Origin of the sequence: Lentzea pudingi, from assembly GCF_014646255.1 — a bacterium.
In the GTDB taxonomy this organism is placed as follows: Bacteria; Actinomycetota; Actinomycetes; order Mycobacteriales; family Pseudonocardiaceae; genus Lentzea; species Lentzea pudingi.
In genome coordinates, this window is record NZ_BMNC01000026.1 from 1 (window position 1) to 19,903 (window position 19,903).

The window sequence follows — 19,903 nt, forward strand, 5'->3', positions numbered from 1 at the left end:
CCTTCTGCGCCGATGGTACTGCACTGGTTACGGTGTGGGAGAGTAGGTCGCCGCCGAACATATTTTGCCCTGCGGGTCGAGCGCCACAAGCGCTCCCCGCAGGGCTTTTTCATGTCTTCGTGCATGCGGCCCTGTGTTCATTGAGCGGCTGACCGGGTGATGAGACCCCGGCGAGCGGGTGACGTGGGTCAAGCCGGGGTTGTTCCTCCCTACCGTGATCGTCATGAACGAGCAGTGGGTAGGGGAGGCACCTTTGCGGTGGCGAGCGCGCAGGAGGCGGGGCAGGCACGCCCGCGAGCCCGCGCCGTCCTCGCAGTCGATCCTGCCCGCAGTGCTCGGCGTCGTGCTGCTGGTGTGCCTGATCCTCCTCCTGCTGACTTACCTCTGAGTCCTAGCGGGACTGCAGCGCGTCGAGCGCCACGGCCTGAGCGATCACGAGCCGGCGGTCGACGCCAGGATCCTGGATCTGGACCAGGTAGTGGTCCCGGAGCCAGGTCTTCTTGTCGACGCTGAACACGGGCGCGCCGTTCTCCGTGACGAAGTCAAAGTGATACCGCATGGGGAACGGCGCATCTCCGACGATCGGGATCCACTGCCACAGCCGGCGGAAGCCAGCGAGGAACCTGTTCCGCTCCGCCCCCGTCGCCTGACCGAGACCCGGTTGCTCCAGGTGCCACGTCGAGCGCAGCAGCGACCTGGTGAAGTCCTTGCGGAACAACCCGATCGACCTGCCCTGGCCGTCGGTCACGTCGTAACCGCTGCCCAGGTCGATCACCTTGCGCGCGTTGAACTCGAACAGCACCTGGCTCTTCGACGGGTCGGTGTAGATCGTGACCCGTTCCTTGATCTTGAGCCGTTTCTGCTCGGCGAAGCCGACCAACGCGCCCGGCCGGCCGTTGTCGTCGACGAACACCTCGTAGCGGTTGACCATGAACGTGACCTTCTGGTGCACGTGCAGCGTCCGCACGTTCTGAAGACTCACAGCTCGCCCTTCTCCACTGGAACCGGTGTCAGGCTCCCGGACGGGAACCGCCGTTCGTTGCGATCGATCTTGGCGAACGCGGCCTCGACGAGGTCGACACCGAGCTTGTCCGCCAGCCTGGTGAGGTAGTGCATCACGTCTGCGAGCTCGTCACGCACGTTCCACGCGAGGTCGGGGTCCTTCATCGCGTCCTGCGCCTCTTCTGGCGTCAGCCACTGGAAGAGGTCGGTGAGCTCGCCGACCTCCGCGGACAAGGCCATGACCAGGTTCTTGGGCGTGTGGTAGCTGTCCCAGTCGCGGGCAGCGGCGAACGCGCGCAAGGCGTCCCTCAGGTCCACGAGATCACGCTGACTCATGACCCACTGATTACCACGTGGACGAACGAGCAAGAACGGCGGCTGTTGAGGCATGGTTCGTCCGCGTCAACGTTGATTAGCTCTAGTCATGTCAACATCGAGTGCAATCAACCCTGGGTCCGTCCTCGTGCTCGGAGCCACCGGCAAGACCGGCCGTCGCGTGACCAGCCTCCTCGGTCCCGCCGCCCGTCCGGCGTCGCGATCCGCGTCCACGAAGTTCGACTGGTCCGACCAGGACACCTGGGAGCCCGCCGTGGCCGGCACGACCGCCGTCTACGTGGTGCCGCCGGAGAACCCCTTGCAGCTGAACGACTTCGTGCGCGTCGCGGTGAAGGCCGGTGTCACCCGGCTCGTGCTCCTGTCGATGCGTGGTGCCCCGGACGACGATCCGTTCGAGGCGGCGGTGAAGGAGTCGGGTGCCGAGTGGACCGTCCTGCGGCCCACCTGGTTCATGCAGAACTTCGACGAGGACATGTTCGCGGCGTCCGTGGAGCACGGTGAGCTCGCTGTCCCCGCCGGGCAGGGCGTCCACCCGTTCATCGACGTGGTGGACATCGCCGAGGTCGCGGTCGCCGCGCTGACCCAGGACGGTCACCACGGGCAGACGTACGACCTCAGCGGACCCGAGGCGTTGTCGTTCCCCGAGATGCTGGCGCGGATCAGCGAGGTGACCGGCAAGCCCGTGCGGTACGCGGACATCCCGGCGGAGGAGTTCACGGCGGTGTTGCGGGGGCACGGCTACTCGGACGAGATCGCGGACCTCGTCACCATGCTGATCGTGCTCATCCGTGAGGGGAAGGAGGCGCACATCGCCGACGGCGTGCAGCGGGTTCTCGGCCGTGAGCCGCGGACGTTCGCGGACTACCTGGGCAGCAGCAAGTTCGCCTGAAGACCGCGCGTGCCCTCGTTCGTGATGACGGCTTCGCAGAGCGCGCGCCCCGTGCGGGCGCGCCACTCCTGCGCCACGTCGCGGTAGCGAAGACCCATCGCGAAGGTGAGCTGGCCGATGCACTCGCCTTCGAGGAGCACCTCGAGCGTGTGTTCACCGATGTGAGATCCCGTGACCATGCGGCAGTCGCGGAGTTCGGCGATGACGTGGACGGGTGTGCGGCCGTTGACCACGCGGTGCAGCACGTGCTGATGGGCCTCCTCGCCGACGACGGCGACTTGGTGCTCCGCGGGCAGCGTCGGTGCCGTGCCCAGTGCCTCGTGGTCGAGCAGCAGCAGCCGCGGGATGCCGAGATGCAGGTGCACGCCGTAGTACGAGCTGTTGCCGACGATGCGGGCGGGGCACGAGCCGACCTCGCCGCGTTCGGCGAGGTCGAGCAGCAGCGGCTGGTACTCGGTGGCCTGCTCGCTGCGCAGGTAGCCGGCGGTGACCGCGGTGCCGTCGCCGCGCAGCAGGTCGACCCGCACCGCTGCCCGGTCGTGGCGGCTGGCGGACTCCGGCACGAGCACCGCCGTCGCCGGGGTGTCGTCCCCGGCGACGGACGCCGAGAGCCTGGCCACCTCGGCGATGGCGTCCTGGTGGTGCGCTTCGCCGACGATCGAGATCCGGCCGGCCGTCGACAGCCGGCGAAGACGCGAACGGGTGCGCGTCGGGACGATCTGCTCAGCCGTCCTGTTCTTGGTGCCGATGAACATCAACCCGAACAGCGCGAGCCCGATGACGAAGCCCAGAGGACCGAAAGCAACGGTCAGAACCAGCGCGAGCACGGCGACAGCGATCAAAACGGCGGCAGGCGAGGGTTCTGTGCGTTGCTGCATCGTCATGGGGCATCCTCACGACTCGGCGTCCCGTCACTCTCAGTGTCGGATACGCCGGACGATCCGTTTCACAGATCGCTCGTTTGGCGTAGTACGACGTCTTGAGTACTCCAGCCCGTGACCGGCATCCGATGAAGGTCGGGATCGTCGGCCAATGGCGAGACCGGGTTCTCCTCGGTGAGCTTGTAGACGGTGCCTTGGCGGAACCACACGTGCGTCGCGATCCACGCGGTGGAGCCGAACACGAGCACGCCGACGAGGTAGCCCCATCCGTGGGTGAAGACGCGAGAGATCGAGAAGAGCGCCATCGGCGTGGTGAGCGCGGAGATGATCAGCGCCGCCCAGCGGTTCCCGTGGTTGACCGTGCGGGTGTTGAGGATCGGCGGTTCCTGGCCCGCCAGTTCCCACAGCATCTTGGCGTGGAACCACCTGCCGCTGTCCAGCGGCGGCCGGGGATCCGGCGTCGCCCGCACCTTCGCCCGTTCCGAGACGAGCCTGCCCACCTCATCCGCGTCGTCGATCGGCAGCAGCCACTCCTGCCCGCCGCCGATGATCCTCAGCGCCGGACCCGGCGTGACCGTGAGCTCGCTGGTGTTGGCCAGCCGCCAGGGCGCCGGCGAGTGCACGACCCCGACCTCGACGCTGCGAATCCGGTCGAACCGGAGAGCGACCCGGCCGATGGGGCTCATCGGGTGCACCGGCGGTGGCAACTCGTCGAGCAACAACCGCCGCGACTGCACCCGCAACCGCCCGCCACCGCGCAGCCCGGCAGCGACCTCGACCGCGGCCCGCCGCACGTCGCCGGTGAGCGGCCGCGCCACGACCCGCGCCGCGAGCCACGCGAGCCCGAACGCGACCAGCGGCGCCGCGACTCCCGACACCGCGTGCTTCCATCCGTCGAGCAGCCCGAAGATGAGGCCATCCAGCGCGGCGGGCACCGACGGCACCAACGCGATCTTCGGCCACGCCGTCGTCATCCACCAGAACACCACGAGCAACCCGACGGCCAGCGCCGTCGGCCAGAGGACGACCGTCTCGGCGAAGGAGTCCCGAAACTCCCCTGCGAAGTCGAACGTCCCGTCGCGCAGCTCGCGGCGGAAGAGGTAGGACGAGAGCACCTGGTAACCGGTCGGCACCCCGATCACGGCGGCCAGCAGCAACGGTGCGGCCAGCAGGTACCGCAAGAACATCAACACGACTTCCCCCAGGTCTTGATCAGTTGACCAGGATAAGGCGTGCACGTCCTCCCGGTCCTGGTTCTCCGCCACCCGGTAGCGCGGTCAGCACGAGCCCGAACACCAGTCCGTTCAGCTCTTCGAGGCCGAGGTTGAGTTCTTTGGCCACGTGCGACGGTGTCGTGCCGTTCTCGCGCAGGACCTTGAACACCTTCGTGAGCAGCTTCGACGTCTCGCGGCGCGTCATGCCGCCCGGCACGAGGCTGTGGACGTTCGCCCACTTCGTGAACTGGTCCCTGCCGACGTGCCAGTGCCGGTGGTCGGTACCGGGCAGCAGTCGTTGGGGCATGAGGAACTCGGCGGCGAACTCGTGCGGCCCGTCGTGCCCGAGCAGCACGGCGAGCTGAACGGCGGCGTCGAACCGCGCCTGCTCCGGCGTCGCCGTGGGCGTGAGGAACACGAACGGCGTTCCGTTGTGCCAGCAGGAGAAGGCCTCCTGCTCGGCGCAGTCGACGGGCAACGAGAACACCCGCACGCCGTGGGATTCGAGCAGCTGCACCATGTTCGGCGCGGGCCCGGTGGCAAGGCGCCACGCGTCCCGCACCCCCTGCGGCGAGGTGCGCGGCGGAGGAAGACTCGGTTGCGGCAGCACGAACAGCCGGTCGATCCACCCGTTGAACTCGATCGCGAGCTGCGCCGCCGCCATCGCCTGCGCGTCACGAGGCGCGTTCTGCGGCCGAGGCGGCTCCGGCGCGGACAGGAACTCCGCCGGGAAACCGAGCGCTCCCGCGAGCGACTCGACCGCGGCGGACTGGGGACTGCGCTGCCCACGCTCGTACTCGCCGATGACCCGCGCCTGCACACCCGACTTCCGCGCCAGCTCGGCGGCGGTGAGACCGCGCCGGGTGCGGGCGAGCGTGAGTCGCGAGGGCGTGAGCATGATCCGGTCATTGTCGCTGGCGGCGCAACGGACTGCCAGGCGGGTCCTGGTGCACCGAGCGGACCGCGCGTCGTGCCTGTTCGGCCCGCGTGTCCCGACCTGGCCGCAAGCCTGCGCCGGGGTTCGCCCGCCGCGCTAACGGCGGAGCGCGATCGGGAAGTCCACCTCCTCCGGACCGTCGACGTTGGGAGCCTTGAGCTGCGGGAACTCCATCGGCGGCAACGGAATCCGATGCGCCCACCGCTCGATGATCTGGTTCTGCGGCGTCGGCTCCGGCTGCGACACCTCGCGCAACACCACGAGCCGATCCTCGAGCTGCAGCGGGTACGTCACCAGGAACCACAACTTGAGCCCCTCGGTGCGCACGTTCTCGAACAGCGCGAACTGGTCGTGGTCGTTGTCCCGCATCATCGCCGCGATGGCGGGCCCCTTCGCGTAATCACTGCGCAACGGCGCCTCCGGCGACCCCGTCCCCCGGTTGCCCTGCAACGTGCCGAGCAGCACCGGCCGCGACGGGTGCTTGATCAGCCCCGCGTTCCAGTGGTCGAGGCGCTGCCACCCCTCCGCCGCCAGCAGCTGCCGCAACGTGCCCACCCGGTGGATCCAGTCGAGCAGGCCCGGCGCGTTGGTCGGCCCGAACGGCGGCGAGGCGGCCCGCGCGTCGATGCCGGCGGCGATCGCGCGGTCCAGGATCGTAAGACGCAGGCCGAGATCGGCGAGCTTCTCGTCGGTGGTGGGGGTGAGCTTGCGGAAGGCGGCGTTGGTCATGGGCCGACGGTAGCGACGGGGTCTGACATTTTCCAGGAAACCGCTGGTCAGATGCCGCTACGGGAACATTTGTCTGCCCTTCCTGTCATGTCCCAGTCGGCTGTTCTTTAGGCCGCCACCGGCGTGAGCTGGTGCAGCAGGTCCCGCTCACCCAGCCGCTCCTGCGCCCACTCGGCCACCGCGGCGTCCTGCGCGAACAGGACGATCTGCCGGTCCGCGGACAGTTGCAGCAGCAGGTCCAGCACGGCACGGGTGCGGGCGTCGTCGGCCTGCACGGTGACGTCGTCCAGCAGCAACGGGCAGGGCTCGGTCGCGAGGTGCTGGGCCAGGGCCACGCGCAGGAGCAGGTAGATCTGTTCCGCGGTGCCGAGGGACAGGTGGGAGGCCTGGTGCCACGACTCGGAGGCCGCGCACACCCGCACGGTCAGGGTGGACGGGTCCACGGCGGCGTCCACGTAGCGGCCGTCGGTCACCGACGGGAGCCAGGTGCGGAGGGTGTTCTCCAGGGCCGGGGCGATGGTGCTGTGCACCTTCTCGCGGGCCGCGGTGAGGTAGCGGGAGGCGAGGTCGATGGCTTCCACCTCGGCGGTCACCTCGGCCAGGACGGCGGTGGCCGTGGCTACGGCCTCCTCGGCGTCCGGGACGCTCGGTGAGGTCCTGGCCAGTTCGGCGACTGTCGCTGCCAGGGAGTCCGCGCTGGAGGCGAGGGACGGGTCCACGGCGTCGCAGGCGGCGTAGCGGGCCGCTGCCTCCAGCAGGGTGGCGTGGTGGGTCTGGGCTGCGGAGTGGGTGGCTTCCAGGTCGTCCAGGGTGCCGGACGCGATCAGGGACTGGAGTTCTGCCCAGGCGTTGCGTTCGTCCTCGGCTTCGCGGAGCTGGCGGTCCCAGCCTCGTTGCCACTCGGCGATCGCGCGCAGCAGGTCTTCCGGGCGGTCGCCGGTGCCGCCGATCGCGGAGACGGCTTCGCGCAGCAGGTCCAGGGCTCGGGTGTGGGCCGCGGTCGCCTCGGCGACGGTGGCTTCGGCCAGGTGGCGGTCGGCCAGGGTCTGGGCCAGCAAGGGGCGCTGGGCCGCCATCGACGCTTGGCGGGCGCGGACCTTGCAGTCCGTTTCGTAGTCCACCAGCAGGTCCGGGACGGTCATCGCGGCGTCCACCTTGCCGCGCGTCGCCAGTTCCACCCGGATGGCCTTCTCGGTGCGGGCCACTTCGGTGACGAGGTCGGCGTGTTCGGCCTCCCACGCGGGGCGGTTCGCCAGGCGCCACAACGTCTCCCGGTCCGCCGGCACGCCCAGGGACGCGCATTCGGCCAGTGCCTCGTCGTGGATTCGCGCGGCCTCCGCAGCCACCGCGCGCTGGCCCTCGGCCTCGGCCAGGGTGCGGTCCGCGGTGAACAGCACGGCCCGCGCGTCGGTGGCGATGGCGGTGCGTTCGGCGGCGAAGGTCACGGCGCTCTCGCGCTGGGCGGCGTTGCCCCGGGACATCGCGCCGCCGACGCCGGCCACCAGCGCGGCGACGAGGACTCCCATCGCGGCGAGTTGCTGGCCTGTCAGGAAGAGCAGCACGCCCACGAGTGAGGTGAGGCAGCTCAACGCCAGCAAAGCGTTGCGCAGGAACGGGTTCGGCAACGCGATCTCCTGCACGCGCGCCGCCGCCACGTCCGCCTCGACCTGGGTGCGGGCCGCGTTGGCGGCGGCCTCGTCCTGGTACTGGCGGGCGGTGTCCACGTCGATCGACGCCGTGGTCAGGCGGCCACCGGCGGCCGGGTCCAGGCGGGTGGCGATACCGCGCAGCACGGACGGGTCGGCGTTCGTCCGAGGTGACGGCCGGCGTTCGTGGTGCGCGGCGGCGACTGCGGACGCGGTCGCGTAGGCCGAGGCCACAACACGGAGTTCGTCGTCCAGCGCGGTCTCGCCGACGGGAAAGTCCGGCAGGGCGGCGAGTTCGTTCGCCAGCGCCTCCGCGGACGGGCCCGGCAGCACGCGCGGGGTCGGTGCGGCACGCCACGCGGCCAGCGCGCGGTTCACCAGGTGCGTCAGCTCCTCCTGCGCGGCGAGCCCGGACGGCGGCGAGTCGCCAAAGCGTTCCTGCAGTTCGTTCAACCGGGCCACCCGCGTCGAGATCGACTCGAGCGACGCCGCGTGCTCCTGCACCGCCAGGCGTGCACGAGCGGCGGCGGCCGAACGTGCCTTCGCGCTCAGCCCCAGATATCGGGTGTGTTCACGTTGAGCCACAGCGAGGTCGGTCTCGGCCTCGCGCAAGCGGTTCCGCGCGTCCCGCAACGCGTCCACGGGCGCGGTCAGCCGCTGCAGCGCCTGCTCCACCGTGCCGTCCGTGCCCGCGGTGGCCGCCGCACGGCGCAGGTGGTCCTGCAGACCGTTCGCCGCGTCCAGCACCGTCAGCAGCTGAGCCTGGTCCACGCACGCGGTGGCGGCGAACGACAGGCGGTCCAGCCCGACCCAGCGCGAGCCGTCCGGTGCCAGGTCGGCGTTCAGATCACGGTCCACCGCGACCACTTCGCCCGACTCCAGCGACACGGTCGCCGCCACCCGCCAGGCCTCGCCCTCCCACGGGCGGTGCCGCATCGACGGGTCCCCGCACAACGCCGCGCGGATGGCGGCGTGCCACGACGACTTCGCCGACTCGTTCGCACCCGACACCACGGTCAGACCGGGCGCCAACGGCAACGTGCGCTCGTGCAACGGCCCGAACGCGTGTGCCGTGACGGACTCGATCCTCATCGTTCCTCCAACGCCCGCAGGCCGGCCGACAACACGCGGCCGCGCAGCGCCATGTCCAAAGACGGGTCAGCGAGCACATCACGAACGAACTGACCGCGCACGGTCCGTTCCGCGGCAACGGTGTCGAAGTCCAGCAACGGGAACGTCTTCTCGGAGTCCATCCAGCCGAGCGACCGCGACGCCGACACGTCGAACACCTCGCGCGACACCGAACCGTCCTCGTTCACCGTGCACAGCACGGCCCCGCGCTCACCGGTCTCGCCCGGCGTCAGCGGATCCGGGTTGCCCGGGAACGTGTAGTCCGTCGCGTGCTCCGGCGTGTGTACGTGCCCGAGGAACGCGTGGTCCAGCCCGGTGATCGCGACGTCATCGGGCGCGGAACCGTGGCACAGCGCCAGGTTCACGCCACCCCGGTTCACCGCGAACCCGTCCAGGACGTCCCGCGCCGGACCGGGTCCGACGTTCGCGGCACCCCACAGCGTGACGCCGTCGGCGAGTTCCACGGGCGTCATCGACCCCGACGAGAACACGTGCACGTTCGGCGTCCAGTCCACCTGCTGGTAGACCGACGCAGGCCCGTACCAGTCGTCGTTGCCCGGAGCCAGGAACACCGGCACCGGGCAGTCGAACGACGACCGCAGGAACTCGGCGGTCGAAGGGGAGCAGCGATCGTGCTCGTACAGGTCACCGGCGCACAACATCGCGTCGACGTCGGATTCCTGGGCGAGGTCCACGATGTGGCCCAGCGTGTCACGCAACGCTTGACGCCGCTCCGGGCCCGCGCTGGGAAAGCGCGTGTCCAGGTGCAGGTCCGCGAACAGCAGCAGTTTCACCAATGCCCTCAGGTGAGGTCGATGTTGCCGGACAGGGTCAGGGTCGGCCCGAGAGTCGCCGCGACCGAGGCGGTGTCGGCGTGCCAGCCGGTCAGCTCCGCGACGGTCGGGGTGAGCTCGTAGCCGTGGTGCCGGATCGCGCGGCTCAGCGCGTGCCACAGCTGGGAGGTGTCGTGCGCCACGTCGGCGTCCACGTGGGACGGGAGGCTGAGCAGCAACGCGTGCACGGGCTGGTCGGTGTTCTCGGCTCCGCAGGCGCGGGCCACCGACCGTTCCACCGCGGTGCGCAACAGCTCGGCGCAGCAACGGATCCGCACGCCGTCGAGCTGGTCGGGGCGCGCCAGCAGGTTCGCCACGCAGGTGAGCCGGTCCTGGACGTCGGAGGGGAGGCTCATCGCTGCAGCCATCCCGCGAGCAGCTCGGTGTCGCGGATCAGCACGTCCAAATCTCCGCTCTCGCCGCCGACCCGGCATGCCAGCAACAAGTCCACCGCCCACGATCCGACGACCTCCTCCAGGTGTGGCAACAACTTCGAGGGTTCCGCCAGGTCGTCGAGGACGGCCAGCGCGAGCTTCTGCCTGGTCGTCAGCGCGCATTCGAGCACGCGCTCCACCTCGGCGTGCGGTACGCCGCGGCCGAGCCGTTCCCGGCGGAACCGCGCGTGCGCCGCCGCTTCCAGGGCCGCCCGGCAGCACGACGCGACGAGCTCCGCCCGCAACGCGTCCGGCAGGTCCTCGTCGATCCTCATCGCGCGGGCGTCGCCCAGGCACCGGCCGACCGGGTCGTCGGCCAGCCGCACCTGCACGACGGACTCCTCGCCGCGGCAGACCTCCCAGACCGTCGCCGGGAGCCGCAACCGCCGCAGCGCCTCCACCAGTCGCTCGTCGTGCGTGAACACCACGACCTGGCGGGTCAGCCCGACGTCGGCGAGCACCTGCGCGAGTCCGTCCACCTTGGACGGGTCCATCGCCTGCACCGGGTCGTCGATCACCACGAACCGGAACGGGCTCTCGTCCACCATCGCGCGCGGCAGGAACAGCGCGAGCCCCAGCGAGTGCAGCTCGCCCTGGCTCATCACCGCGAGCGCCGAGTTCGAGACGCCGTCGACCGACACGTCCAGCTCGACGTTGCGGGCGCCGCCGAGCCGCACCGCGCCCAGGTCGACGTTGCTCTGCTGGCGCAGCCGCTGCCAGATCCGCTGCGACTCCTTGGCGAAGGGCGCGATCCGCTCGGACCGCAGGGTGGCCGCGGTCTTGCGGATCCAGTTCTCCGCCTCCGTCACGTCGGCCAGCACCTCGGCGTCCGCAATCGCTTGCTGCGCCTGGGAGTGCCACTCGAACAACGCGATGGCCATCGGCCGCCACACCAGGTCGCGCCGCTCGATCTGCTCGCGGGCGACCGATTTCAGCTGGTCGACAGCTTGTACAAGACTTGTATACCGCTCGAACACATCCTGTCGAAGGCGTACGGGGTCGTCGATCGAGACGCAGTCCTCCCACGCCTGCCAGGCCTGCAGTGCGGTTGTCGTGTCGAGCACGCCCTGCGCCTCGGTCAGCACCTCGGGCACCGGCACGCACAACGCCCGCGTGGCCCCGACGGCCAGGTCCAGGCGGTCGGCGGCCTCGTGCAGCTCGGCGGCGGCCCTGGCGAGGTGCTCGGCACGCTCCTTGGCCTTGCCGAGCCAGATCCCGTCGAGCCGGCCGAGGTCGCACACCGGGCACGTCTGGTCGCGGTGCGAGTCCTTGGCCGACTCCTGCAGCTGGATCGCGAGCCGCAGGATCTCGCTGCACCGCAACGAGTCCTGCGCGTTGGCCGTCGCCACCGCGGTGACCGCGCCGAGCGCGAGGTCGAGCGTCTCGCGGACCCGGTCGACCTCCTCGTCGGGCGGCAGCGCCACGTCCATGATCTGGTGCAGCAGGTTCGTGCCGCTGCCGACCTCCGCGCCGAGCGCGAGGTCCGCGATCGCGTCGAGGTCGGGGGAGTCGCCGCCGAGCAGTGCGGCGGCCCGGCGGGCGCGTTCGTCCTGCGACGCCAGCAACTCCGCCCGCACGCGCTCCCGCCGGTCGTGAGGGCGGGCGACGATCTCGGCGAGGCGTTTGCGGTGCTCGGCGAGCGCCTGCTGCGCCTCGGTGATCGCTTCCAGGCCCAGGAGGCGGTGCATCGCCTCGTAGAGGTCCTCGGGCTGGGCGTCGAGGACGGTCCCCAGTTCGCTGTAGGGCAGGAACGGCCGGAAGGTCTCCAGCGCCTCGTGCCACCTGCCGGCGTCGAACGGCTGGTCGTCCTGGGTCCACTCGCCCCGCGCCAGGTCGTCCTGCGGCGCCCACTGTCTTCGGATCGTCGTCCTGTTCACCTGGCAGGCCTGCACGAGGTCCAGTTCGACGGCGGTGTCGTTCTGGTGCAGGTTGCGCCAGCCCTGCTTCCACACGTCGTGCCGTGCTCGGGTCCAGCGCGCGTTGTAGCCGGTCAGCGCCAGTTCGGCGGCCTCGGCGAAACTCGACTTGCCCGAGCCGTTGCGGCCGGTGACGACGGTCAGTCCCGGACCCGGTGCCAGCGGCAGGCGTGCCTGCGGGCCGATGCCGCGGAAACCGCGTACCCGGATCTCCGACACGAAGATCCCCTGGCCGGGGCCGTCCGTGCGTTCTCGCGGGGCCTCGTCCGGGGAGGGCGCGCCGGCGAGCGTGCGCTCCAGCGCCGCGTCGCCTCGGCACGCCGCCAGCACCAGTTCCGCCGCACGTGGGGTGAGATCGTCTTTGGCCAGTCGCCCGGCCATCAGTTCGAGTAACCCGGCTTCACCCGCCACGGTCACATTTCCTCCAGCTGCCACCACTCGATAGGGCGGCAACTTAGGCACGAAAGGGGACCTACTGGTGAGTACTCACACGATCGAGTGGTGTTACATAGGGTGACTAAAGTTGGCCGTCGTCGTTAGGGACCCCACACCTGCAGGCCCCTGATCACGAAGTACGCGTCGGGCACGTACGTGCCGTGCTTCGGGTAGGTGGTGAACTCGGCCTCGGTCGAGCAGTTCTCGCGCTGGTAGACGGTCGCGTCCCTGCTCAGGCGGTTCACGAAGGACTTCCCCGTCACCGTGAGCGTGATGCACTCGCCGGGGTTCGCCGATTCCACGTCGAGGCGCTGGACGGTCCCCGTGTAGTCGGGTCCGGACCACACGCAGAACTCGCCCTTGTCGCAGGTCTTGTCACTCTGCGCGACAGCGGTCCCACTGGAGGCGATCGTGCTCGCAGTGATCACCAGGGCGGTGATGAGGCTCTTCGTCGACATGGGCGCACCTCCGTCGGAGACGAGTGTGCGGCCGTTCGGCTCAATCGGCCAGACGATCTTGGAGCGCCTTCGCGTCGCGCGGGGCGTAGGCCTTCGCGTCGTTGTCGAAGTAGACGAACACGTCGCCCCGCTTCCGCCACGCCCTGACCTTCTCGGCCCACTCGTCGAGCCCCTCGTCGGTGTAGCCGCTGACGTAGAGCTCGTCGTGGCCGTGCAGCCGGACGTAGACGAAGTCGCTCGTCACCTCCTCGATCAGCGGGTACTTGCCGGCCGCGTCCGCGACCACCAGCGCGATGTCGTGGCGTGCGAGCAGGTCGACGAACTCCGGTGTGTTGAAGCTGTCGTGGCGCACTTCGAGGGCGTGGCGCATCGGCCGTTCGGCGTCCGTGGTGGTGTGGGCCGGGTCGACGCGGTGGTCGTGGCGTTTCGCGATCTCGGCGGCCTCGGTGGTGGTGCGGGGCAGGCCCTCGAAGAAGCCGGTGAGCAGGTTCGCGTCGAACCGCAGCGTGGGCGGGAGCTGCCAGAGGATCGGGCCGAGCTTCGGGCCCAGGGCGAGGACGCCGGACGCGAGGTAGTTCGCGAGGAGCTCGTTGCCGTCCTTGAGGCGCTTCATGTGCGTGATGAAACGGCTGCCCTTGACGGAGAACACGAAGTCGTCCGGCGTCTCCGCGGCCCACCTCTGGTAGCTCGACGGGCGTTGCAGCGAGTAGAAGGAACCGTTGATCTCCACCGAACCGAGCTGCTCGCTCAGGTACGCCAGCTCGCGCTTCTGCGTGACGCCCTTGGGGTAGAACACGCCGCGCCAGGGCGGGTAGACCCATCCCGAAGTGCCGATCCTGACCTCGCCCATGTGGCTATCGTGGCACGGTGGACGACTACCTACAGCGCATCGGCGCCTCGAGCACGTCTTCGTTGGCGGAGCTGCACGAACGGCATCTGCTGAGCGTCCCGTTCGAGAACCTCGACACCCACATGGACATCCGGATCGTGCTGGAGGTCCCGTGGCTGCACGACAAGATCGTGGTGCGGCGGCGCGGCGGGTTCTGCTACGAGCTCAACGGGATGTTCGCGGAGTTGTTGCGGCACCTGGGACATCACGTCGACCTGCTCGCCGCGCGCACGATCGGCGAGGAACGGCGGCTCGGCCCGCCGCTCGACCACCTGGCGCTGCTCGTGGACGGCACCTGGCTCGCCGACGTCGGGTTCGGCTCGTTGACGCTGCACCCGCTCGACTGGCGCTCACGCGAGGACCAGCACGACCCGTTCGGTGTCTTCCGGCTCGTGGACGCCGGCGACGACGTGGAGGTGCTGATGGACGGCAAGCCCTGCTACCGGCTGGAACGCCGCCCGCGTGAGCTCGCCGAGTTCGTGCCGACCTGCTGGTGGCACCAGACCGCGCCGGAGTCGCACTTCCGCACCGGGCCGATGGCGTCGCTCGCGCTGCCCGCCGGGCGGATCACCGTGACGGACAAGAAGATCGTGCGGACGGAGAACGGCCACAAGACCTCGAGCGACATCGAGGATCCCGCGGCCGCCTTCCTGGAGCACTTTGGACTTCACTTCCGGCAGAGCAACGCGTCCGGGGTCCTGCGCCAGTTGTAGGCGACGCCGGCGATGTGCTCGTCCTGCGCGCACTGGCCCTTGTAGTGCCCGTTGGCCCAGTCGCCGCCCTGGTCCGGCCGGTTGTCACTCCGGTCGAACCACAGCACTCGGGTCTGCGTTCCCTGTGCCACAGGAGCGCAGACCAGCGTGAAGTTCGCATAGCCGACGGCGGCGTTGTTGGTGGGGCACTGCAGTTTCGTGTAGCCCGTCGCCCAGTCGTTGGTCACGTGCTGCTCGTTGGTGACCCGGGTCGTGCCGCTCCACTGTGGACCGCTGACGCACAGCCCGCGGTTGCCCGTGTGGCTGATGCCGACGAGCTTCTCTTTCTGCGGGCAGGATTCCTTGAGCAGCTGGTTCCACCGGGTCTCGTGCGGGACCTGGCCGGTGCGGCTCGGCGCGTTGACGAGACGGTTCCACGCTCCGGCCCGCCAGTCGTCGCCGTCGTTGACACCCATGCGGTTCCCGGCGGCGTCCCAGTGCAGCAGCGCCCAGCCGTTGCCGCCCCGGTTGGTGTGGAAGCCGACCAGCGGCCAGTAGGCGAAGTCGGTGTCGTTCGCGATCAGCTGGTTCACGAACCGCTCGAACCAGTCGCGCGCTTTGGGGTTGTTCTCGTTGCGCCCGCCGACGCCGAACTCGCTGATCCACAAAGGCGCGGTGAAGTGCTTCTGCGCCTCGGTGATGAAGAACGCTTGGCGCTGCAGGACGTTGACGTGGTCCTGCGGCGAGAGGTCCTGGTAGCGCGGGTCGGTGGTCTCGCCGATTCCCGTCGCGCCGCTGTGGTTCGGGCCCGTGTAACCGTAGAAGTGCGCGGAGTAGACGAGTTTGGCGGGGTTGGCGAGCGTGTGGCTGAGGAACCGCGCCGGCTCCAGCGTCGGCCGCCCGTGCGCGAACCCGTCGACGGGGATGCCCGTCCAGTTGATGCCCTCGACGATGACGAGCAGGTCGGGGGAGGTCTGCTGGAGGCGGTCGGCGGCCTGCTGGGAGGCCTTGTGCCAGTCGTGGTCGTTGCCCCAGCCCCAGTTCGGGTCGTCCCAGACGTTGCGGCGCACCTCGTTGTAGAGGTCCGCGCCGACCACGCGCTTGTTCGCCTTGTACCGGTCGGCCATGAACGCCCAGTCGTTGATCCACTGGTCGGTGCTCTGACTGGTGTTCCAGCGCTCGTTGCCGTCGACGCCGCAGCACCACCGCGAGGTCGTCGTGTGGTTGTTGAGGATGACGGCGAGGTTGTTGCGGGTCAGTTCGGCCACGACCGCGTCGTAGACCTCCAGCGGCCGCTTTCCGTTGAGCTGCGGGTCCTTCAGGCCGTTGACAGGGGTGGTGTCCCTGATCATCTGGTTGGAGAACGGCAGCCTGATGCTGTTGACGCCGATCTCCTTGAAGCCACTGATGATCGTGGCCATGGTCGCCCGGTCGAGCCCGAGGGGGACCTGGTCGGCCTTCTCGCCGGAATGGTGGTTGGCGGGGTCGTTGATGTCGCCGGAACCGGTGTAGGTGCCGCTCGCACCGTGCCAGTTGCCGGACTTGAGCTTGAAGCGGTCGCCGTGGGCGTCGACGATCCACCGGCCTCGGGTGCTGAGGGGACCCGTCCAGGTCGCCTCTTCCGCTTGTGCCTGTGCGGGCGCCACGAGACTCGCGGCCAGGAGCAGGGGAGCCAAGACGCGAATTGATTTCACATATGTGACCGTATAGGCGTGTCGAGGCGTTGCGCCAGGGCCAGCGCGTTGTGCGGAGCCGCGCCGTGCATCGTGTTGTCGAAGTAGACGTACGTGTCGCGGTCCCACCCGCGGATCTTCCCGGCCCACTCGTCGAGTTGTTCGTCGTCGTAGGAGCTGATGTACAGCTCGTCGTGGCCGTGCAGACGTAAGTAGGCAAAGTCGGCGGTGACGGCCTCGATGCACGGGAACGTCGGTGCGTCCGACACGACGTGGGCGACGTTGTGCGCGCGGAGCAGGTCGAAGTAGGCGTCGGTGCGGAACGACTCGTGGCGCGGTTCGAGTGCGTGGCGGCCTTGGGGGAGTGCGGCGAGGAAGTCCTGGATCGTGGCGCGGTCGAAGCGCAGCGACGGTGGCAGCTGCCACAGGATCGGACCCTGCTTCGTGCCCAGCGCGAGTGAGTCGGCGAAGGTCTTCAGCGGGTCTTCGACGTGGCGCAGGCGCTGGACGTGCGTGATCTGCTTCGGGCCCTTGACGGCGAAGACGAAGTCCGGCGGGGTCTCGGCGACCCACTTGCGGTAGTTCGACGCCGGTTGCGGGTGGTAGAAGGAGCTGTTGATCTCGATCGTCCGGACGTGCTGGGCGAGGTGGCTGAGCCACAGCCGCTGGGGGACACCGCGGTAGAAGTCGTCGCGCCACTCCGGATAGCGCCAGCCCGACGTGCCGATCCTGATCATGTCGTCCGGGTAACCCGTCAGCGGCGTAGCTACTCCGTAGCACCTTTTTGGGAATTGAGCTACATTGGTGGCATGCAGCAGCTCAAAGCCATCGGCCAGCGTGAGCTCCGCAACGACAACGCGGAGATCATGCGGCGCGTCGAGGCGGGTGAGAGCTTCGTCGTCACCCGCAACAACAAGCCCGTCGCCCAGCTCTCGCCCTACCGCGAGGACGCCGTGACCCGTCCGCCGCTCGGGGACGTGCAGGTGCTGTTCGGCACGCTGCCGCCCGTGGACGCCGAGCGGTGGGAGGCCGACCGCCGGGCCGCCGACGACGTGTTCGGCGCGGACGACCCGCTGGACGACCCGTGGCGGAGCTGAGCTGTCTGCTCGACACCTGTGTGCTGATCAGGATCGAGCGGGCGAACCTGGGTGAGTACGTGAACGCCCAGCCGTACCTGAGCGCCGTCACGATCGCGGAGCTGGCGTTCGGGCTCGACACCGAGGACCCGGTCGAGCGGTTCGCGCGCACGGAACGGTATTACGCGGCGCTGCAGACGTTCGAGGTGCTGCCGTTCGGCGTCGAGGAGGCCAAGGTCTACGGGCAGATGGCCTCGCTGGTGCGCCGGGCGGGTCGCAGTCCGCGGCCGCGCCGGATGGACCTGCAGATCGCGGCCACGGCGGCGGTCGCGGGGGTGCCGGTGCTGACGATGAACGTCAAGGACTTCAAGGACGTCGGCCGACTCGTGGAGGTCGTGCCGATCCGTCAGGTCTGAGCGGTCTCTAGGCTGCCGGGCATGACTTCCCCGGGGTTCACCTGTTCGTGCTGCGGTGAGGTGCACGACGGCCTTCCGTTCGCCTACTCGATGCCCGCGCCGGTGTACTGGTCGCCCGAGGTCGCGGACAAGCCCGGCAGCTTCCTCGGCGGCGAGCAGTGCGTGATCGAGAACGAGCACTTCTTCGTGCGCGGCCGCATCGTGCTGCCGGTCCGCGACGCCGAGGAGGACCTCGAGTGGGGCGTGTGGGTCTCGCTCTCGCCCGCCAACTACGCCCGCATGATCGACGTCTTCGAGGACCCCGCCCGCGTGGACGAGCCGCCGTACTTCGGCTGGCTGTCGACGGTGCTGCCCGGTTACGAGCACACGACGCTCAACCTCAAGACGAACCTGCACACGCAGGAGCTCGGTGTGCGGCCGTTGATCGAGGTCGAGCCGACGAACCACCCGCTTGCCGTGGAGCAGCGGGAGGGCAAAACGCTCGCGCGGGTGCGGGAGTTCGCGGAGATCGCGTTCCACCAGTCAGGAACGTCCTGACCTGTTCCAGATGGTCCACGCCGATCCCCTTGCGCGGGTCGACCGGCACCAGCAGCGTGTCCGGCCTGTTCGCCGCCCAGTCCTGGTCGCGCGGCTGGAACTCGTCGTCCAGCCACGCGAGCGGACGCGTGCCCGCCCACTCGGTGATCGCCGCGACCTTGCCGTGATGGCCGTCGGCGTGGTCCGAGCCGCGACCGCCGAAATCGATCCACTCCAGGTCCGGCAGTCCGATGCGCGGGCCGATGAACTCGTTCGCCTCGCGCTCCCACGTCGTCGCCCACACCAGATCCGCACCGGTCGCGACGGCGAGCGAGAGCAGCCACGGGCCGTGCGATGAGTCCAGCCACACGCGCAGAGGACGGAAGAAACCGTACGGACGGATTCGATGCGTGGTGTAGCCGGCCGGACGCCGGGTCGGCTTCGCCATGAACGGGTTCAGCGGGCCGTCGACGTCCAAGAGGATCGCAGGACGCGAGAACATGACCTGATCGAAACATCCGAACGGCTAATGATCCCGCGATTCATCCCGATACGTGACACATGACTGTCACGGACATCGCGACGTGGGGAACGGCGGACCACGTGCGAGCCGCGCTCGAACGTCACCTCGAAGGCGCGCTGGTAGAAGTTCCCGGAGACGACGAATCTCCCCGCTGGGCGTTCGGCGAGGCGCTGCGCAAGTCGTTGATGCTGCGCCAGACGCACCCGTTCGACACCGTCGCCATCGGTCTTCCCGACCTGCCGCGCTACCGCGAGCTGGTGGCGGGTTCCGAGGTGACGCTGCGCGCGACGAACATCGACGCCTACTTCGTCTGCAAGGCCGGCAACGCCGAGCTGCACCAGCCGGTGATGATGCCGGAGGCGTAGGGCCGGCTGCCGGTTCTGGTATGCCGGACCCGGTTCAGCTACGCCAGCTCAGCGACGTCTTCCGGCGCGTTCGGAAGGTGATGGACGATCTCAGGAAGCCCGCTCGAAGGGGTGACGAGGCAGCGGTTCCCGGCCGGACCGGCGGAGCGCGCCCTCCCGACGACGGCTCCGTTCGGAATTACATGAGGACCGAACGGTGGGCCGACGACGCCTACCAGTCGATCCGGGGCTCGGACGACGTCGCCGACGTCGCGCGCAACGTCGGCGACGTGCCGCGGGTGAACGGCGGCAGAGGTTTCACCCAGGCGGAGATCGAGCAGATCAAGAAGCACGTCTTCGACGAGTTGCACCCGCTCGAAGGAGATGCCGGCGGTACGGTGATGCAGCGTTTCGACCCCAACCCGGACATGGCGGAGGCGTGGCTGCGCCTGCGAGCAGGACGGCAACGGCCGGAGGATGTCGCGCTGCTGGAGCACGAGCTCGCCGAGAGCCGGTACTGGCAGCAGAATCCCAACGCGTCGTACAAGGACGCGCACGCGGCGGCGAACGAGGTCTCCCGCTGGGAGAGCCGGATCCCGCCGTCGAGCAACGAAGACTTCGGCAAGCCGTGGAGGTAGTACCGGATGGCAATGCTCGTGTACCTGCATAAGGAAGAGGAGACGGCGACGTCGGCCCGCTACCGGTTCCACACCGACGGCGGCACGGTGCGCTACCTCGTCCTGGACAAGCAGGCCGAGACGATCCTGCCCGACGACGGCGATCTCGACGGCGTCTTCCGCGCGGCCGCGGGCAAGCTCGCCAGGGCGTGGGTCACCGGCCAGGCGCCCGAAAAACTGGTCTATCAGGCCTGAGAACGTGAAGAAGCCCCCGGCTCCGTCGTGGAGGAGCCGGGGGCTTCTTCGTACGAGCACA

Annotated in this window: 23 protein-coding genes and 1 pseudogene; 9 read left to right on the forward strand and 15 right to left on the reverse strand. The window is 69.3% G+C overall.

Features of this window, described 5'->3' with window-relative positions; genetic code table 11:
• Positions 1-223 precede the first annotated feature (223 nt).
• Positions 224-388: a hypothetical protein gene (locus IEY88_RS41400; RefSeq protein ID WP_157513017.1), complete on the forward strand. Its 165-nt coding sequence runs from the start codon at positions 224-226 to the stop codon at positions 386-388.
• A gap of 3 nt (positions 389-391) precedes the next feature.
• Here the strand turns inward: IEY88_RS41400 and IEY88_RS41405 are convergent, their stop codons facing one another.
• Positions 392-982: an LURP-one-related family protein gene (locus IEY88_RS41405; RefSeq protein ID WP_229694251.1), complete on the reverse strand. Its 591-nt coding sequence runs from the start codon at positions 980-982 to the stop codon at positions 392-394.
• Positions 979-1,338, reverse strand: a complete 360-nt coding sequence (locus tag IEY88_RS41410) for a nucleotide pyrophosphohydrolase (protein ID WP_189160380.1) — start codon at positions 1,336-1,338, stop codon at positions 979-981. Before IEY88_RS41410 ends, IEY88_RS41405 begins: the two co-directional genes overlap by 4 nt.
• Positions 1,339-1,465: 127 nt before the next feature.
• Between IEY88_RS41410 and IEY88_RS41415 the strand changes: the two genes are divergently transcribed.
• Positions 1,466-2,227 carry an NmrA family NAD(P)-binding protein gene (locus IEY88_RS41415; protein WP_229694252.1) on the forward strand — a complete coding sequence of 254 codons (762 nt, stop codon included), beginning with the start codon at positions 1,466-1,468 and terminating at the stop codon, positions 2,225-2,227.
• On the opposite strand, the gene IEY88_RS41420 is transcribed toward IEY88_RS41415, so the two are convergent.
• From IEY88_RS41420 to IEY88_RS41465, 10 genes are all read right to left on the reverse strand, one after another.
• Positions 2,200-3,111 (reverse strand): hypothetical protein, encoded by a 912-nt coding sequence (locus IEY88_RS41420; RefSeq protein ID WP_189160382.1) that lies wholly within the window; start codon positions 3,109-3,111, stop codon positions 2,200-2,202. The two genes, IEY88_RS41415 and IEY88_RS41420, sit on opposite strands and share 28 nt — an antisense overlap.
• Positions 3,112-3,173: 62 nt before the next feature.
• Positions 3,174-4,301: a hypothetical protein gene (locus tag IEY88_RS41425; protein ID WP_189160383.1), complete on the reverse strand. Its 1,128-nt coding sequence runs from the start codon at positions 4,299-4,301 to the stop codon at positions 3,174-3,176.
• 19 nt (positions 4,302-4,320) lie between these two features.
• The gene (locus IEY88_RS41430) at positions 4,321-5,220 is read right to left on the reverse strand and encodes a helix-turn-helix domain-containing protein (protein ID WP_189160384.1); all 900 of its coding nucleotides are present in this window, start codon (positions 5,218-5,220) and stop codon (positions 4,321-4,323) included.
• A 135-nt stretch (positions 5,221-5,355) separates the two neighbouring features.
• The gene (locus IEY88_RS41435; RefSeq protein WP_189160385.1) at positions 5,356-5,988 is read right to left on the reverse strand and encodes a hypothetical protein; all 633 of its coding nucleotides are present in this window, start codon (positions 5,986-5,988) and stop codon (positions 5,356-5,358) included.
• Positions 5,989-6,095: 107 nt separating this feature from the next.
• The gene (locus tag IEY88_RS45195) at positions 6,096-8,726 is read right to left on the reverse strand and encodes an ATP-binding protein (RefSeq protein WP_189160386.1); all 2,631 of its coding nucleotides are present in this window, start codon (positions 8,724-8,726) and stop codon (positions 6,096-6,098) included.
• Positions 8,723-9,559, reverse strand: a complete 837-nt coding sequence (locus IEY88_RS41445) for a metallophosphoesterase family protein (protein ID WP_229694253.1) — start codon at positions 9,557-9,559, stop codon at positions 8,723-8,725. The genes IEY88_RS45195 and IEY88_RS41445 overlap by 4 nt, the downstream gene beginning before the upstream one ends.
• Before the next feature lie 8 nt (positions 9,560-9,567).
• The gene (locus tag IEY88_RS41450; RefSeq protein WP_189160388.1) at positions 9,568-9,954 is read right to left on the reverse strand and encodes a hypothetical protein; all 387 of its coding nucleotides are present in this window, start codon (positions 9,952-9,954) and stop codon (positions 9,568-9,570) included.
• A complete protein-coding gene (locus tag IEY88_RS41455) occupies positions 9,951-12,329 on the reverse strand; it encodes an AAA family ATPase (RefSeq protein ID WP_189160389.1) in 2,379 nt (792 codons plus the stop codon). Before IEY88_RS41455 ends, IEY88_RS41450 begins: the two co-directional genes overlap by 4 nt.
• A gap of 155 nt (positions 12,330-12,484) precedes the next feature.
• Positions 12,485-12,841 (reverse strand): peptidase inhibitor family I36 protein, encoded by a 357-nt coding sequence (locus IEY88_RS41460; protein WP_189160390.1) that lies wholly within the window; start codon positions 12,839-12,841, stop codon positions 12,485-12,487.
• 40 nt (positions 12,842-12,881) lie between these two features.
• Entirely contained in the window at positions 12,882-13,691 is an 810-nt protein-coding gene (locus IEY88_RS41465; RefSeq protein ID WP_189160391.1) for a DUF72 domain-containing protein, read from the reverse strand.
• A gap of 17 nt (positions 13,692-13,708) precedes the next feature.
• Between IEY88_RS41465 and IEY88_RS41470 the strand changes: the two genes are divergently transcribed.
• Positions 13,709-14,443, forward strand: coding sequence for an arylamine N-acetyltransferase family protein (locus IEY88_RS41470; protein ID WP_189160392.1), 735 nt, complete (start codon positions 13,709-13,711; stop codon positions 14,441-14,443).
• Here the strand turns inward: IEY88_RS41470 and IEY88_RS41475 are convergent.
• Positions 14,398-16,116, reverse strand: a complete 1,719-nt coding sequence (locus tag IEY88_RS41475) for a glycoside hydrolase family 5 protein (RefSeq protein ID WP_189160393.1) — start codon at positions 16,114-16,116, stop codon at positions 14,398-14,400. The genes IEY88_RS41470 and IEY88_RS41475 overlap by 46 nt on opposite strands.
• Complete coding sequence (locus tag IEY88_RS41480; RefSeq protein ID WP_189160394.1) at positions 16,113-16,832, reverse strand: DUF72 domain-containing protein; 720 nt, start codon at positions 16,830-16,832, stop codon at positions 16,113-16,115. The genes IEY88_RS41475 and IEY88_RS41480 overlap by 4 nt, the downstream gene beginning before the upstream one ends.
• A 72-nt stretch (positions 16,833-16,904) precedes the next feature.
• Between IEY88_RS41480 and IEY88_RS41485 the strand changes: the two genes are divergently transcribed.
• The 3 genes from IEY88_RS41485 to IEY88_RS41495 are packed head-to-tail and all read left to right on the forward strand — an operon-like array spanning position 16,905 to position 18,124.
• Positions 16,905-17,192, forward strand: coding sequence for a type II toxin-antitoxin system Phd/YefM family antitoxin (locus IEY88_RS41485; protein WP_189160395.1), 288 nt, complete (start codon positions 16,905-16,907; stop codon positions 17,190-17,192).
• On the forward strand, positions 17,180-17,587 hold the full coding sequence (locus tag IEY88_RS41490) for a type II toxin-antitoxin system VapC family toxin (protein ID WP_229694254.1): 408 nt from the start codon (positions 17,180-17,182) through the stop codon (positions 17,585-17,587). The genes IEY88_RS41485 and IEY88_RS41490 overlap by 13 nt, the downstream gene beginning before the upstream one ends.
• Before the next feature lie 21 nt (positions 17,588-17,608).
• A complete protein-coding gene (locus tag IEY88_RS41495) occupies positions 17,609-18,124 on the forward strand; it encodes a DUF2199 domain-containing protein (protein ID WP_189160396.1) in 516 nt (171 codons plus the stop codon).
• 79 nt (positions 18,125-18,203) lie between these two features.
• Here IEY88_RS41495 and IEY88_RS45650 read toward each other — a convergent pair.
• Positions 18,204-18,605, reverse strand: a pseudogene (locus IEY88_RS45650) (HAD domain-containing protein); the annotation flags it as partial.
• A gap of 59 nt (positions 18,606-18,664) precedes the next feature.
• Between IEY88_RS45650 and IEY88_RS41505 the strand changes: the two are divergent.
• The 3 genes from IEY88_RS41505 to IEY88_RS41515 all read left to right on the forward strand — a co-directional run bounded on the left by IEY88_RS41505 (position 18,665) and on the right by IEY88_RS41515 (position 19,842).
• Positions 18,665-18,991 carry a hypothetical protein gene (locus IEY88_RS41505; RefSeq protein WP_189160397.1) on the forward strand — a complete coding sequence of 109 codons (327 nt, stop codon included), beginning with the start codon at positions 18,665-18,667 and terminating at the stop codon, positions 18,989-18,991.
• Positions 18,992-19,173: 182 nt separating this feature from the next.
• The gene (locus IEY88_RS41510; RefSeq protein WP_189160398.1) at positions 19,174-19,608 is read left to right on the forward strand and encodes a hypothetical protein; all 435 of its coding nucleotides are present in this window, start codon (positions 19,174-19,176) and stop codon (positions 19,606-19,608) included.
• A 6-nt stretch (positions 19,609-19,614) separates the two neighbouring features.
• The gene (locus IEY88_RS41515; RefSeq protein ID WP_189160399.1) at positions 19,615-19,842 is read left to right on the forward strand and encodes a hypothetical protein; all 228 of its coding nucleotides are present in this window, start codon (positions 19,615-19,617) and stop codon (positions 19,840-19,842) included.
• Positions 19,843-19,903 lie beyond the last annotated feature (61 nt).